At 41.8% G+C, this 15280-nt stretch carries 18 protein-coding genes; 13 read left to right on the top strand and 5 right to left on the bottom strand.

The features are described 5' to 3' along the window. Position 1: 1 nt before the first annotated feature. The 7 genes from hisC to hisIE are packed head-to-tail and all read left to right on the top strand — an operon-like array spanning position 2 to position 5485. A complete protein-coding gene (gene hisC, locus EQY75_RS06550; RefSeq protein WP_246020071.1) occupies positions 2–1066 on the top strand; it encodes a histidinol-phosphate transaminase in 1065 nt (354 codons plus the stop codon). Further along, complete coding sequence (gene hisB / locus EQY75_RS06545; RefSeq protein ID WP_129604037.1) at positions 1063–2211, top strand: bifunctional histidinol-phosphatase/imidazoleglycerol-phosphate dehydratase HisB; 1149 nt, start codon at positions 1063–1065, stop codon at positions 2209–2211. Before hisC ends, hisB begins: the two co-directional genes overlap by 4 nt. A gap of 9 nt (positions 2212–2220) precedes the next feature. Beyond that, positions 2221–2802, top strand: coding sequence for an imidazole glycerol phosphate synthase subunit HisH (gene hisH, locus EQY75_RS06540; RefSeq protein WP_129604034.1), 582 nt, complete (start codon positions 2221–2223; stop codon positions 2800–2802). An 8-nt stretch (positions 2803–2810) separates the two neighbouring features. After that, complete coding sequence (gene hisA, locus EQY75_RS06535; protein ID WP_129604032.1) at positions 2811–3587, top strand: 1-(5-phosphoribosyl)-5-[(5-phosphoribosylamino)methylideneamino]imidazole-4-carboxamide isomerase; 777 nt, start codon at positions 2811–2813, stop codon at positions 3585–3587. Further along, positions 3584–4105 (top strand): DinB family protein, encoded by a 522-nt coding sequence (locus tag EQY75_RS06530; protein ID WP_129604030.1) that lies wholly within the window; start codon positions 3584–3586, stop codon positions 4103–4105. Before hisA ends, EQY75_RS06530 begins: the two co-directional genes overlap by 4 nt. After that, positions 4106–4879, top strand: coding sequence for an imidazole glycerol phosphate synthase subunit HisF (hisF, locus tag EQY75_RS06525; protein ID WP_129604028.1), 774 nt, complete (start codon positions 4106–4108; stop codon positions 4877–4879). 9 nt (positions 4880–4888) lie between these two features. Continuing rightward, complete coding sequence (hisIE, locus tag EQY75_RS06520) at positions 4889–5485, top strand: bifunctional phosphoribosyl-AMP cyclohydrolase/phosphoribosyl-ATP diphosphatase HisIE (protein ID WP_129604025.1); 597 nt, start codon at positions 4889–4891, stop codon at positions 5483–5485. 28 nt (positions 5486–5513) lie between these two features. Here the strand turns inward: hisIE and EQY75_RS06515 are convergent, their stop codons facing one another. Continuing rightward, positions 5514–6329, bottom strand: coding sequence for a DUF1853 family protein (locus tag EQY75_RS06515; RefSeq protein WP_129604023.1), 816 nt, complete (start codon positions 6327–6329; stop codon positions 5514–5516). A 78-nt stretch (positions 6330–6407) separates the two neighbouring features. Between EQY75_RS06515 and EQY75_RS06510 the strand changes: the two genes are divergently transcribed. Then, on the top strand, positions 6408–7553 hold the full coding sequence (locus tag EQY75_RS06510; RefSeq protein ID WP_129604020.1) for a vWA domain-containing protein: 1146 nt from the start codon (positions 6408–6410) through the stop codon (positions 7551–7553). A gap of 25 nt (positions 7554–7578) precedes the next feature. Further along, a complete protein-coding gene (locus EQY75_RS06505; protein ID WP_129604018.1) occupies positions 7579–9048 on the top strand; it encodes a MoxR family ATPase in 1470 nt (489 codons plus the stop codon). Positions 9049–9117: 69 nt separating this feature from the next. On the opposite strand, the gene EQY75_RS06500 is transcribed toward EQY75_RS06505, so the two are convergent. The 4 genes from EQY75_RS06500 to EQY75_RS06485 all read right to left on the bottom strand — a co-directional run bounded on the left by EQY75_RS06500 (position 9118) and on the right by EQY75_RS06485 (position 11486). Then, positions 9118–9414, bottom strand: a complete 297-nt coding sequence (locus EQY75_RS06500; RefSeq protein WP_129604015.1) for a hypothetical protein — start codon at positions 9412–9414, stop codon at positions 9118–9120. A gap of 322 nt (positions 9415–9736) precedes the next feature. Then, positions 9737–10537 carry a DUF418 domain-containing protein gene (locus tag EQY75_RS06495; RefSeq protein WP_129604013.1) on the bottom strand — a complete coding sequence of 267 codons (801 nt, stop codon included), beginning with the start codon at positions 10535–10537 and terminating at the stop codon, positions 9737–9739. After that, positions 10498–10953: a DUF418 domain-containing protein gene (locus tag EQY75_RS06490; RefSeq protein ID WP_129604010.1), complete on the bottom strand. Its 456-nt coding sequence runs from the start codon at positions 10951–10953 to the stop codon at positions 10498–10500. Before EQY75_RS06490 ends, EQY75_RS06495 begins: the two co-directional genes overlap by 40 nt. Positions 10954–11045: 92 nt before the next feature. Further along, the gene (locus EQY75_RS06485) at positions 11046–11486 is read right to left on the bottom strand and encodes a hypothetical protein (protein WP_129604008.1); all 441 of its coding nucleotides are present in this window, start codon (positions 11484–11486) and stop codon (positions 11046–11048) included. A gap of 129 nt (positions 11487–11615) precedes the next feature. Here EQY75_RS06485 and truA point away from each other — a divergent pair, with 129 nt between their 5' ends. The 4 genes from truA (at position 11616) to EQY75_RS06465 (ending at position 15271) form a co-directional block, all read left to right on the top strand. Beyond that, complete coding sequence (gene truA, locus EQY75_RS06480; protein WP_129604005.1) at positions 11616–12398, top strand: tRNA pseudouridine(38-40) synthase TruA; 783 nt, start codon at positions 11616–11618, stop codon at positions 12396–12398. 40 nt (positions 12399–12438) lie between these two features. After that, positions 12439–13527: a magnesium/cobalt transporter CorA gene (corA, locus tag EQY75_RS06475; protein ID WP_129604003.1), complete on the top strand. Its 1089-nt coding sequence runs from the start codon at positions 12439–12441 to the stop codon at positions 13525–13527. A 72-nt stretch (positions 13528–13599) separates the two neighbouring features. Beyond that, the gene (locus EQY75_RS06470; RefSeq protein ID WP_129604001.1) at positions 13600–14469 is read left to right on the top strand and encodes an alpha/beta hydrolase; all 870 of its coding nucleotides are present in this window, start codon (positions 13600–13602) and stop codon (positions 14467–14469) included. After that, entirely contained in the window at positions 14432–15271 is an 840-nt protein-coding gene (locus EQY75_RS06465; protein ID WP_246020069.1) for an alpha/beta hydrolase, read from the top strand. Before EQY75_RS06470 ends, EQY75_RS06465 begins: the two co-directional genes overlap by 38 nt. Positions 15272–15280 lie beyond the last annotated feature (9 nt).

The following is a 15280-nucleotide window of genomic DNA, read 5'->3' as shown; positions in this document are numbered from 1 at the left end:
AATGGCTACAGAAAGTGAAATAACATCATTTGACCTCCGGAGTCTGGTAAGGGCAAACGTCTGGAAGATGACGCCGTATTCCTCGGCCAGGGACGAATATGTTTCTGATGGCTCTGAAAAAGTTTTCCTCGATGCCAATGAAAATCCCTTTGAAAATGGATTAAACCGATACCCCGATCCCAGACAGCGCAAATTGAAATCAGAATTGAGCAGGAGGAAGGGAGTTAAAGAAAACCAGGTCCTATTAGGAAACGGCAGTGATGAGATTTTAGACCTTCTCTTCCGTGCATTTTGCGAACCCGGACAGGATAAAGTGATCACAGTGCCGCCAACCTACGGCATGTATGGAGTTCTTGCCGCTTTAAATGATGTGACGGACGCAAAAGTGGAAATGAAAGCTGATTTCACACTAGATCTAAAGGCAATTTACCAGGCTATAGATGAAAACACCAAACTAGTTTTCATTTGTTCCCCGAATAATCCCACGGGAAATAACATTCCCACAGAACAAATCAAGGAGTTATTACTCAATTTTAAGGGTTTAGTTGTGATCGATGAGGCGTATATCGACTTCTCAGAACAAGAGAGCTGGGTACACTTTTTAGATATCTATCCCAACCTGGTGGTTACCCAGACTTTTTCTAAAGCCTATGGCATGGCGGGGATTAGGTTGGGATCTTGTTTTGCGTCTGAAGCGGTGATCACCGTTCTAAACAAAATAAAACCGCCTTATAACGTCAATGAGCTCACTCAGGCAAAGGCCATGGAACGTTTGGGAAAGTACGACCTTATTCTGCAAGAAATAGAAACACTGTGGGCTGAACGCTCTAAGTTGGAGGCAGCGCTTGCACAGCTTTCTTTCGTGATCCGGGTTTACAAGAGCGACGCAAATTTTATCCTTGCAGAGCTTGACGATGCTGACAAACGATACCAGGATTTATTAAATGAGGGATTTATCGTCAGAAACCGGTCTAATCAGCCGCTGTGTAAAAATTGCCTGCGATTTACCATTGGAACACCATCAGAAAACGACCGTTTAATTGCGGCATTAAATGAATTGAAATGAAAACCAGCTCAAGGAAAAAAGTGTTGTTTATCGATCGGGATGGAACCCTGATCAGGGAACCCGCTGACGAACAGATCGACACCTTTGAAAAATTGGAGTTTTACCCCGGTGTTTTTACTTATCTCGGGAGGATCGCAAGAGAAATGTCTTATGAACTGGTGATGGTGACCAATCAGGATGGCCTTGGTACAGAAGCCTTTCCCGAAACCACTTTTTGGCCGGTTCAGGAATTTATCATGTCTACCCTTGAAAAAGAAGACATTGTATTTAAAAATGTCTTTATTGACAGGACTTTCCCCGACCAAAATGCGGATACCCGAAAGCCTGCTACCGGACTTCTAACGGAATATTTTTCCGAAGAATACGACCTTGAAAATTCCTTTGTGATCGGGGATCGTCTCACCGATGTAGAACTGGCTAAAAACTTAGGGGCCAAGGGGATTTACATCAATAATCAAACAGCTTTGGGCACTGATGAAGTGACCGCAGAGATGGAAGTCCTAAAGGCCTGCATAGCCCTGGAAACCAATAGCTGGAAAGAAATATATGAATTTCTGAAAGTAGAAGATCGCTCTGTAAGGCACCAAAGAAATACAAAAGAAACTCAGATTGCCATCAGTTTAAATCTCGATGGGAAGGGAGACAGCAATATTTCTACCGGACTGCCTTTTTTTGATCACATGTTGGATCAGATCGCAAGGCACGGACAACTAGACCTAGAGATCAAGGTAAATGGTGATTTGGAAATAGATGAACACCATACCATAGAAGATACTGCCATTGCCCTGGGTGAAGTATTTAACAAGGCCCTGGGTTCAAAATTAGGAATTGAACGCTATGGATTCTGCCTCCCTATGGATGATTGCCTGGCTCAGGTAGCTATTGACTTTGGCGGTCGGAATTGGCTCGTCTGGGAAGCCGAATTTAAGAGGGAAATGGTTGGGGACATGCCTACCGAAATGTTCATGCACTTTTTTAAGTCCTTTACAGATGGGGCAAAAGCAAATCTAAACATAAAAGCAGAAGGAACTAACGAGCACCATAAAATTGAAGCGATTTTTAAGGCCTTTGCAAAAGCAATCAAAATGGCTGTTAAGAGAGATACTGAAAAAATGATTTTGCCTTCAACCAAAGGAACGCTTTAAGAACTAAGAATGAATATCGTTATAATCGATTACGGTGCCGGTAATATCCAGAGTATCCAGTTTGCACTGGAACGCTTAGGATATTCTGCGCTTCTCTCTGATGATCCCGATGTGATCAAAAGTGCGGATAAGGTAATTTTCCCCGGAGTGGGGGAAGCCAGCAGTGCCATGAATAAATTGGTAGAAAGCAACTTGGATAAGGTCATTCCCCTATTAAAACAACCTGTTTTGGGGATTTGTCTCGGAATGCAACTGATGTGTGCCTACTCTGAAGAAGGGGAAACCAGGGGTATGGGGATATTCGATGTGGATGTAGTGAAGTTTTCGAAAAAGGTAAAAGTGCCGCAGATCGGTTGGAATCAAATACGGGAACTGAAATCTCCTCTTTTTAATGGAATAATGGAGAAAGAATATATTTACCTGGTGCACAGTTATTATGCCCCGCTGAGTGAACATACGATTGCAATTACGGATTATGAACTTCCTTATAGCAGTGCGATGAGAAAGGACAATTTCTGGGGGGTACAATTTCACCCGGAGAAAAGCAGTGGGACAGGAGAACAGATTTTAAAGAATTTTATCAACCTTTAACTCGATCAATGAGGATTATCCCGGCAATAGATATTATCGAAGGTAAGTGCGTTCGCCTGTCAAAAGGGGATTACAGCACTCAAAAGATGTACAACGAGAATCCTTTGGAAGTTGCTAAGTCCTTTGAAGCGCACGGTATCACGCACCTTCATTTGGTTGATCTCGACGGGGCCAAATCGCAGCACATCGTCAATTACAAAGTCCTTGAAGAATTAGCATCAAAAACCTCCTTGCATATCGATTTTGGAGGCGGACTCAAATCTGATGAGGATCTGAAAATATCCTTTAATTCAGGGGCCCAACAAATTACCGGAGGGAGTATTGCCGTAAAAGACCGCCCTACTTTTCTCAAATGGCTGAAGCGTTACGGAGCTGAAAAAATTATTTTGGGAGCAGACGCCATGAATGAAAAAATTGCGGTATCTGGCTGGCAGGAAGGTTCAGATATTGAATTAGTTCCTTTTATCAGGGAGTACAGGCAGCGGGGAATCAAATATGTAATTTGTACTGACATTAACAAGGACGGGATGTTGCAGGGTCCATCGGTAGACTTGTACCAAAAAATACTCGAGGATAAGGCAAATGAAGAAACGGCAATCGATTCAAATCGTATTTCAGAGGCCGGGAGTAATGATCTCAGTCTAATAGCCAGTGGTGGAGTAACAACTATGGATGACATAGTTACCTTGCGGGACCTGGGTTGCGAAGGCGCGATTCTGGGAAAGGCTATCTATGAGAACAAGATCAATCTAAAGGAATTGGAAGCTTTTATCTTAAACATATGAGCTCAACGGAATCGCTTTTGTGCAATGAAATAAAGAAGAATACCATTTTCAGGATGGAAGAAAGCCTGCGGATGGTTCATTTGAGCCTGAAAGAAGTTGACGATGCTGAAATATGGCGGAGGCCCAATGAAGCTTCTAACAGTATTGGAAATATTCTGGTGCACCTATGTGGGAATATCACACAGTATATTTTATCAGGATTAGACGGGCAGGAAGATTTGCGGCAACGCGATGCGGAATTCTCCATCCGCCAAGGCGTAAATAAAAATGAACTTTTGAGTAATTTAAGCGATTTGATTCAGCAGGTAAAAAGTGTTGTCAATGGCTTATCACCAGAGCAGTTGACCACAGTTTACAAGGTGCAGGGTTTTGACCTTAGCGGTTTTGGTGTTCTATTGCACGTGGTGGAACACTTCTCCTATCACACCGGGCAAATAGCTTTTTGGGTGAAGTGCCTAAAGGATAAGGACCTTGAATTCTACTCGGGAATCGACCTGAACGCAAAAAATGAAAAATAAATGCTGACTAAGAGGATAATACCCTGTCTTGATATAAAAAATGGACGTACCGTAAAAGGTGTGAACTTTGTAGAACTGCGCGATGCCGGTGATCCTGTTGAACTTGCTGAACGTTACGCTGTTGAAGGGGCAGACGAACTTGTCTTCCTCGATATTTCTGCTACAGAAGAAGAACGCAAGACCCTGGCCAATTTGGTGCGTAAGGTAGCCGAAAGAGTGAATATCCCCTTTACGGTAGGCGGTGGCATATCTTCAGCTGCTGATGTAAGTATGTTGTTGAAGAACGGTGCGGATAAAATATCCATTAATTCGTCGGCTGTCAAAAACCCCCAACTGATCGATGATTTGGTAGCCAAATTCGGCTCGCAATGCATCGTTGTTGCCATAGATGCCAAACAAATTGACGGAGCTTGGAAAGTGCATCTGGTAGGGGGAAAAGTACCAACAGACATTGATCTGTTTAAATGGGCAAAAGAAGTAGAAAAACGCGGGGCAGGTGAGATCCTTTTCACCTCAATGAACCATGACGGCACTAAAAATGGATTCGCAAATAAGGCCTTGGCTGAATTGTCAGAAGCTGTAAACATTCCTATAATTGCTTCAGGTGGAGCAGGAAACGCAGAGCATTTTCTGGATACATTTGTAGATGGGAAAGCCGATGCTGCTCTGGCTGCAAGTGTTTTCCATTTTAAAGAAATAGAGATTTGGGAGTTAAAGGCCTACCTCGCAAATAATCACATACCTGTACGTCAAAAAGTTCAGGCAAAATATTAAAAGGATACTATGAAAGTGAATTTCGACAAGGATCAGGACGGCTTGGTACCGGCTATCATTCAGGATGTTACAACCGGAAGTGTATTGATGCTGGGGTATATGAACAAGGAGGCTTTGGATAAAACTGTAGAAAGCGGCAAGGTGACATTCTATAGCCGGAGCAAGAAACGTCTTTGGACAAAAGGGGAGGAGAGTGGCAATTTTCTTCATGTAGAAGACATCAGGCCCGATTGTGACAATGACACTTTGTTGATCAAAGTTTTGCCGCAGGGTCCAACCTGTCACAAAGGCACCGATACCTGCTGGGGAACAGAGAATAAGGCTACTTATGGCTTTCTTTCAGAGTTGGAGAACATTATTGCAAACCGGCAAAACAACGCTAGAGGAGATAAGAGTTATGTGGCATCCCTCTTCGAAAGCGGAATTAATAAGATCGCTCAAAAAGTAGGAGAGGAGGCGGTGGAAGTTGTGATCGAAGCAAAGGATACCAATGATGAATTATTTCTTAATGAAAGTGCAGATCTACTCTTTCATTATCTGATATTGCTGCGTGCCAAGGGATTTGATCTCCATGCTGTGGCAGAGGTTTTACAGAAAAGGCACTAGTTGTTAGAACCCGAAATGCTTTCTTGATTCACCACCACACTACGAAGAATTTTGCATAAACGCCCTCGCTTTTTCTCATCCAAACCATGGGAGAACTCTCTTTTAGCATTCTTATATTAATTTCAAGTAATAGATTAAATAAATTTATCCAATCTGCTTCTTCATAGGGATTTAAAATCCATTCTTCTTTTAAGGGTATATAGTATTGAAAATCTTTAAATGGCTCCGAATTAAGCTCTTCAAATCGGATCCAAAATCCGCAAATACAGCTTTTATTCAATGGTCTTATACTTACTTTAGTATTCTTAAAAGGAGTAAAAAGTTGTGCTTTAAAACAGGCTTGTTGCTTTAGCGGCTCTGGTTCCAATCCTCTTTCATGGAGTGTCTCTATTCCTTCTTTGGTGAAGGGCAGGCTAAACTGATGTTCTTTGAGTTTATCCAATTTAGTGTAAAACATGTCCCTACGGTTAGGTCCAACTAACTGATAGATCGGCTCGCTTATCTCAGTGTCGATCAAATAAAACTTATAGGTCAGTTCCAAATGAATCAAACTTCCATCAGAGATGCTGCGCAACAAAAAATCGAGCTCTCCCAAAGTAGTCTTTCCTTTTTGAACGACGATGTTCTTAGCGATTAGCTTATAAACGTTCTGACTTTCAATAATGGCGTTAAAAACAAACTCCATTTTATGTCCTAGCCTCATTTTTGAAGGAAAAGAAAATTCCTTTATTCTACCGGGATCTATGTCAGGGATAACAAATTGATCGATACCAAATTGTTTACGGGTCCATAGTGGTGGGGTTTTTAAAAACCCAAGGGAAATTTGGCGGGAAATAGAACTCATGTGAAGCGAAGTTAAACGAAACCGTTAAGGTTTATATAAAAGCCTGATCCGTTTTATGAAATATAGTATTTTTATATAATGGCTATGAAATCTAGATCGGGTTTTCGCTTTACTACCTACGAAGCGCCGGATCAAACCCCTTTTGAAAAACTTTTTGAAATATTCCAGGAACTCATTACCCATACTTCCGGAGATGTGGATGAGGCTTTGGATTGGCTCCGTGAATTAGACAAGGAATACGATCTTACGGATGAGAACTATACCATAGACGATTTTATTGAAGATCTGAAGGCTAAAGGATTCCTCAGAGAAGAGTTTGAACTGGGAGAAGGTGGAGAAGGGGAAGGTACTCCCGGAGAGGGCTCCCTGTCGATAACTGCGAAAATGGAGCGCCTGATCAGGCAACGCGCCCTGGACCAAATATTCGGAAAGATCAAACGAAGCGGGTCAGGAAACCATCGTACGGGGAAAACCGGGCTCGGGGATGAACATACAGGCGACTTTAGAGAGTATCGGTATGGCGATTCTCTTGACAGGATATCAATGACAGAAAGCCTTAAAAACGCCCAGGTCAACCATGGCCTCGATGGCTTTTCCCTGACAGAAGACGATCTCGTTGTAGAGGATACACATCACAAGGCGCAAATGAGTACAGTATTGATGATTGATATCAGTCACAGTATGATCCTCTATGGCGAAGACAGGATCACTCCGGCCAAAAAAGTGGCCATGGCCCTCGCAGAACTTATAACCACACGTTACCCCAAGGATACTTTAGACATCCTGGTATTTGGTAACGACGCCTGGCCCATACCTATAAAAGACCTGCCATACCTTAAAGTAGGACCGTATCACACGAATACGGTGGCCGGACTTCAATTGGCCATGGACATGCTCCGCAGAAAGAAAAACACCAACAAGCAGATCTTTATGATTACAGATGGTAAGCCCAGTTGCATTCGGTTGCCAGATGGAAATTATTACAAGAACAGTGTAGGACTCGACGATTTTATTGTAGAAAAGTGTTACAATATGGCCAGACAGGCTCGTAAATTGCATATCCCGATCACCACATTTATGATTGCGCAGGATCCCTATTTAAAACAATTTGTCAGGCATTTTACTGAAGCGAACAAAGGGAAAGCCTTATTTACCGGTTTACAGGGATTAGGAGAAATGATCTTCGAAGACTATGAAAAAAACAGAAAAAAAAGATTGAAATAACAGGCATACGACAAGGAAAAGAGATATGAAATTAGATTACAGTAAAATTAAAACCCTGGGAGATCTTAAAAAGGCGGGGTACAAGTCTCAGGGAATCAAAGATGAATTGAGAAAAAATCTCATACAACGCATAAAGGATGGAAAAGAGACCTTTGCAGGCGTTTGGGGATATGAAGATTCGGTTATTCCTGAACTTGAGAGGGCCATTTTATCCCGGCATAATATTAATCTGCTGGGTTTAAGGGGGCAGGCTAAAACAAGGCTGGCTCGACTCATGGTTAATCTCCTCGATGAGTACATCCCTGTGGTGGAAGGTTCCGAAATCAATGATGATCCATTTGCTCCGATCTCGAGGTACAGCAAGCAACTTATTAAAGAAAAAGGCGAGGATACTCCTATTTCATGGCTTCACAGAGATGAACGATTTTATGAGAAACTAGCAACCCCGGATGTGACCGTGGCAGATCTTATTGGTGATGTTGATCCTATAAAAGCAGCTAATCTCAAACTTTCTTACGCCGATGACAGAGTGATCCATTTTGGAATGATCCCCAGAGCAAACCGCTGTATTTTTGTAATCAACGAATTACCCGATCTGCAGGCCAGGATTCAGGTCTCCCTTTTTAATATCTTACAAGAAGGAGATATTCAGATCAGGGGATTTAAATTACGGCTGCCATTAGATCTGCAATTCGTTTTTACAGCGAATCCGGAAGACTATACCAACAGGGGCAGCATAGTAACTCCTTTAAAAGACAGGATAGGTTCGCAAATACTGACACATTATCCCAAGGAAGTAGAAACTGCCAGGAAGATTACAGAACAGGAAGCGAATTTAGACGGGGATCAAGCTCAAATGATCTACGTGCCTGAACTCGCTAAGGATCTGCTTGAACAGATTAGTTTCGAGGCGCGAAGCAGTGAATACGTGGATGCCAAAAGTGGAGTAAGTGCCCGAACGAGTATTACAGCATTTGAAAATTTATTGAGCACTGCCGAGAGAAGGGCCCTGTTGCAGGGTGCTTCAGGAACTACGGTGCGACTTTCAGACTTTATAGGTGTAATTCCAGCCATAACTGGTAAGATTGAATTGGTCTACGAAGGGGAACAAGAAGGGGCAGATACGGTAGCCATGATGCTTATTGATGATGCTGTAAAAAGTCTTTTCCCTAATTACTTCCCGGCTATTCTAAAGCTGGAGCAAAAAGACGCTGAGGGGCCTTATGATGATCTTATTCTATGGTTTTTCGACAGAGATGGCATTGAATTACCGGATGACCTGAGTGAGGCGGAATACAGAAAATTGCTGGACAGCATACCTCCCTTGCAGGACCTGATCAGCAAACACCAACCCAAGGCGGCGCAAGAGGATTCCTATTTCCTGAAAGAATTTCTTCTCTGGGGATTGGTGGTCCATAAAAAGCTGAGTAAACAGCGGTATAAAAAGGGATTCAAGTTAAAAGATCTCTACGGAGGATTTATAAGTAAATTATAGAAAAACCCCGCTGATGCGGGGTTTTTTTGTGCTGCCATAGCACAGGTCTCATACACTTGGTTATGAGCATTATTGTCCGTTGATACGATCGTATCTGAAGGGCCCTAATCGGTCCTTTCGGTGCCGGAATGTGGTAAAGGTCAGAAATATGATCAAAGCCTGCAGTATAAGAATTGTACTGCCAACCGGAACGAAAGTCGTTGGGAAAATATGTTCAGAATGGTCTAAATAGGTCGTAAGGATGTACAGGGTCTCTGCCATCTTAAAAAGGTAAACAGGCAGGATGGCATACATGGCAAATTCGATGGTCCTCAGTGAACTAAGCGTTATGCTATTGGTTTTCTCTGCTCTCAGTAACAAGTTCAAGTAATAAAGATGTATCAAAACCAGGAAGGTAAAATATAGTTGTCGATTTTCAGAAAGTAAAACTTGTTGGTGTATAGTCCATAAAAATCTGAGACCACAATTAAGGGAAGCAGGCTAAACGAGAGCAGGTAGCATTTTTTCCAGGGTATGATTCTCAAGAAATTATTCATGGGCGGTTCCACAGCTTTTAGAAAATTCAACTTCAGAACGGGCAGTTGGAATGCTTTATTTGAAAAAAATCGTTGAACTGCACGGAATGTTGAGTATGCTTCAAAAGCTGTGGTGAAAGCAGACTCTGAATGTTCAGCCAGGACAAATTTCTTTACACTTTTACCCTTCTGAAAGGGTAGACCTTGAAAAAGGTGAGGCTTCTCCAAAGCCATTCAAATGGACCGTAATAAAAGTGTTTCATCCACCATTTACTAATCAGAATCTGGATCAAAATAAGCAGTAACGCAAGACCAAAAGAAGTAGTGTTGCTAAGCTTTCCAATATAGCCCAGACCCCAGCCATAGAAAACCAAAGTACCAACAACACTCTGCAAAACGTAGTTGGTGAGTGCGGTCCTGCCGTAGGGAATAAAATGATTAAGACCTTTTTTCCATTTCTCTTTCCTGTAGACCATTACAAAAAGACAAAGAAGGATAAAGGTGATAGAAATATTTACAAGGTCAAAACCGGTTAAACCAATCATGGCGTACCAACTGTCAAATCGCGGCTCAGGACCGATCTGAACAAAAGCTCCAACGGTGATCAAAACGGATATGCACAACAGTATTACTGATGCCCAGAGTAAATCCTTCACTAGTTGCTTCTTTTCCATGTAGTTTTTAAAGAATTCTATCCTGCCTGTGTAGAGTCCCAGGAGAAAGAAACCGAATGTGAGGTAGCCTCTGGAAAAAATTCCTAACTGAAAATCCAATTTCATTACATGGCCTTCCCAGGCATTGGCTTTAAAAACTTCCCATAGGGATCCCTGTGATACAATATTAAAATACTCAATTATTTCAGGGCTGTCTTCTGTAAGACTATGAGCGTGGAAGATATTTTCACCATGCGTAAAAAAGAACACCAAAAATCGACCTAAACCCAAAAAATCAATACGGAAAAACCTAAAATCCATTGTTTTTTAAGTCGGTAAAAGGGTACGAGAAATACCCCGAGAAGGGCGTAGATAGTAAGGATGTCACCGCGATAAAAAAGGCTGTGAAAATATCCCAAAAGAAGGAGAAGCGCAAGACGCCATAGAAAGCGAAGTTGGTAATCCCTGCCTTTTAGATCGGCATTTTTCATTTGGATAAAGAAACTCAGCCCAAATAGAAAGGAGAATAAGGCAAAAAACTTACCTCTCAGCAGTAAAAGGATAATCCCGTCTATAACGTAGTCAAAGGTTCCCTGATGTGCTGCTTCCATCGCTCCTTCGGGGGGAAGTGAAGCGAGATAATTTTCGACCATATGGACGATAACAATACCGGCAAGTGAAATCCCGCGGAGTGCATCGATGATATCTATCCGCGGTTTCTTTTGAAGTTCAGTCATTATTTATTTTTATATAATGACTGATCAAAACAGTTGCCTTGCAAACGTAGTGAGATCCGTGATTTAAAAAATTGATTTGTACATCGATCATTTTATGCGATCCATGTTTTTCGTTCACTTAATCGGGCAAAAAAGACCAGTAAGATGGCAATAGTAATCACCATAAGTGGAATAATGACGGCTTCTGTTTTGCCGTATACCTCCGTGGCATTGGTCATAAAGAAACCATATCCGGTTTGAACCAGGACACCGATCAGAGAAAATCCCAAAACCGATTTGGCCCACTTTTTACGTAGCAGCAGACCGATACACCCGGCAGCCCCGAACCATACAGCGATTGCAAAGGCCGCTGTAACCCAGGCTGGAGTATTTTCCATGAGCTCTACCTGCGCAGCAGTCATTTCTGCTTTAATGGCTTCTTTCATAAAGGCAGTGCCCAGATAATTCATTACCCCCATAAGATTCCACAAAAGGGCAAGTACGCTAACCACCCAATACCAGACCGGCGGTTTTGTTGTTGAATGTTTGTTCATCTTAGCTTGTTTTCGTAGTTGTTCCTACAAAGTACAAATTTTTTATATAGCCTCTGATAACAGGGTGAATGGAAAGGCTTAAATATTCTACGGCATATTTGTGATATCTTTAAATCTTATAAGTATAGGATGAAGGGGAAGTACATATATATTGTCTGGGTCCAATATCTGGGTTTCAGATACAGCGGCTGGCAAAGACAACCCGGTCAGAAAACGGTGGAGGGTATGATCAGGAAGACCTTAAAGTTTATCAGCCCTGAGGGGCATTACAAGGTCTTAGGGGCAAGCAGAACTGATGCCAAGGTTTCAGCGCTGAAATCAGCTTTTCAATTGATCTCCCAAAACGGCCCTGTAAAGGAGATGGATGAATTTACCAGAGAACTCAATCGAAATTTACCGGCTGATATTCGTGTTCTGGGGATGGAAAAAGCCAGAGAAGGCTTGAATATTATTAAGGATGCCTCCAATAAGGAATATCACTACCTGTTTTCATTTGGTTCTAAAAACCATCCGTATTCCGCTCCCTTTCTCGCGAATTTTCCCGATGAGCTCGATTTACCCCTGATGCAGGAATGGGCATCTGTCTTCGAGGGGGAACACGATTTTCGAAACTTCACAGCACGCCTGCGGCCCGGTTCTACTACCGTGAGACGGATAACTCATTGCTCTATAGAAGAAAATATTGCCATACAGGCTAACTTCTTTCCGGAAAAAAGCTATATGCTAAGAGTGAAGGGAGATGGTTTTATGCGATATCAAATCCGGATGATTATGGGAGTCCTGGTATTGCTTGGTAAAAGGGAAATAGAGCCTGAGTTCCTTCAAAAAGCCCTTCAGCCGGGTAACAAAGTCGATATTCCTTACATAGCTCCTGCCTCCGGACTATATCTGAACGCCGTGGAACTCATGTAGTGCCAAATTGTTTTATATCTTTAAATTAAACTTGTTGTACATGGCTAAAATTCATCTACCCGGTAGTAAACCTCTCAAAAAGAAATTCAAAATCCACAAGAAAGTAGGGAAGGCCCCGGGAACGATCACTTATATGGGAAATCGTGAAAATGCCATTAGTTCCCTGGATGTGATCGCTTATAAAGACGAGTATGCTGAAGAATACAGTCCGGTAAAAATTGAAACCCTTAACGAGTATAAGGAAGGGGAGGTTAAATGGATCAATCTGGTAGGGCTCAGCGATGAAGGATTTATTACAAGTCTTGGAAAATTATTCGAATTAAATTCACTGGTACTCGAAGATGCAGTGCATACCGAGCAGCGTCCAAAGGTTGATGAGTACGACAATTATATTTTTGGCGTCTTTAAAATGATCTATCTCGATGATGATCAGAATATCATTATTGAACATGTGGCCCTGGTGTTATTTGAAAACCTTGTTCTTGTATTTCAGGAATTAAAAGACGATGTATTTAATTCGGTAAGACAAAGAATACTCGGTAAACAGGGACGTATAAGGAGCAGGGGAGCAGATTATCTTTATTTTGCCTTACTCGATGCCATTATCGATAATTATTTTGTGGTTCTCGAACACATCAGTGAACAGATAGAGATCCTTGAAGAAGAAGTCTATCGAAATCCGAAACCAAAAACAGCGCAGAAGATACAGGAGCTTAAAAAAGAAGTACTAAGGATCAGAAGGTTTGTTGCTCCTGTGAAGGAATTAGTCAGCCGCTTAATAGACTCGGAGAATCCCTTGATTACGAAGGATACAAAACTTTTTCTAAGAGATGCCCTGGACCATTGCCTGGAAATCAATGAAAGCCTTCAGATCTACAGAGAAATGGCGATGAGCCTTATGGAGATATATATGAGCAATGTGAGCAATAAGATGAATGAGGTGATGAAAGTACTCACCGTAATGGCGTCAATTTTTATCCCTCTAACTTTTATAGTGGGTATCTATGGGATGAACTTTGATCATATGCCGGAATTGCACTGGGAAAATGGATATTATATGGTTTGGGGTATAATGATTGTATTACTTCTGCTGATGTTGATCTACTTCAAGAAAAAACGCTGGATTTGATTTAAAACTGCCCAGGTTTTTATTTAAGATCCTCTTCTGATTTATTTTGTAAATTAAAACCAAAATCTATACATGCCAAATTGGGCTTACATACTGATATTTCTTTTTATAGCCTACCTTCTTGTTAGTGTGTTATTGTATTTCTTACAGGATTATCTGATGTTTAAACCGGAAAAACTCCCGGAGGATTTTCAGTTTTATTACGAAAATCAGATCACGGAGGAATACAACGTGGAAACCAGAGACGGCGCCATAATCAATGGCCTTCGATTTAAAGCGAAAAATCCCAAAGGGATTGTTTTTTATTTGAAGGGGAATTCAAAAAGTATAAAGGGCTGGGGAAAATTTGCCGTAGATTTTACTCGTTTAGGTTACGATGTCCTTATGGTAGACTACCGGGGGTTTGGAAAGAGTACTGGAAGGAGGACCCAAAAAGCCATTAAAAGGGATATGCAGGTGGTTTACAATAAGATAATGGAGAAAGTGGAGGAGAAGTATATCATCCTCTATGGAAGGTCACTGGGTTCGGGGTTTGCAGCAAAATTGGCTTCAATGAACAATCCGAGAATGCTCATCCTCGATGCGCCATATTACAGTTTGCGACATGTGGCTAAAAAGTACATACCCTTTATGCCATTGTCACTTTTACTCAAATTTCCCATGCCCACCTATAAATGGCTGAAATATGTACAGTGTCCTGTGCACATCATTCACGGCACAGATGATCATCTCATTCCCTATAAATCGAGTATAAAACTATCTAAAATAAAACCGGAACAAACCACCCTGTATACGGTGATTGGCGGCGGCCATAAAAATTTAAACAGTTTCGAGTCGTACCACAAAATGCTGCACGATATTATCACTTCAAAACCAGAGAAAAGAAAGTCAGATACTCTGGGAAATGAGACAGAACATAGTACCTCTAAGCCTTATGCGTAATGTAAAAAAGGCGATCCTGGGCATTATTGCCGGAATTTTAATCATCATTAGTATGCTATACTACCTGCAGGAGAAACTTATTTTTCTTCCCACAAAATTAGAAGATCAATACCAGTATTCCTTTGATGAACCCTTTGAGGAATTTTTTATCACCAGACCCGACGGGGCTAAGCTAAATGCGCTTCATTTTAAACGAGAAGATCCGAGGGGCGTTATTCTCTATTTCCACGGGAATGCAGGGAATCTGGAACGCTGGGGGAATGAGGTCCTAGGCCTGGTACGGCGTAATTACGATCTTGTGATTATGGATTACAGAACTTATGGTAAGAGTAGCGGAAAGCTCAGTGAGGCGGCTTTGCTGGAAGACGCCCAGGCATTTTACGACTACGTCTCGGCTATGTACAGTCATGATGAGATCACCCTCTATGGCAGGTCTTTGGGTACTGCAATGGCTTCTTACTTGTCATCAAGGAATTCGGTTTCCACCTTAATACTTGAAACACCTTTTTACAGCCTGGTGGATGTGGCCAAAGAAAGATTTCCGATTTTACCTGTAGACAGGCTTATGAAATACCCCTTTAAAACACATCAATATCTCCAAGAGGCAAATTGCCCTATAATTATTCTTCAGGGAGACGAAGACAGGGTAGTACCCATTTCATCAGCACTTAAACTCTATCGCAGTCTTGAGGGAAAGCAGCGCACCTTTATTAAATTCGAAGGAGGCAGGCATAACAATTTAAGTACTTTTGATGAGTACCAGCATGTTATGGATGATTTACTACTTTCCAAGGCAAACTGATTTACTTTA

The organism is Muriicola soli, from assembly GCF_004139715.1.
Lineage (GTDB): Bacteria > Bacteroidota > Bacteroidia > Flavobacteriales > Flavobacteriaceae > Muriicola > Muriicola soli.
This window is presented reverse-complemented; position numbering and strand designations above follow the sequence as displayed.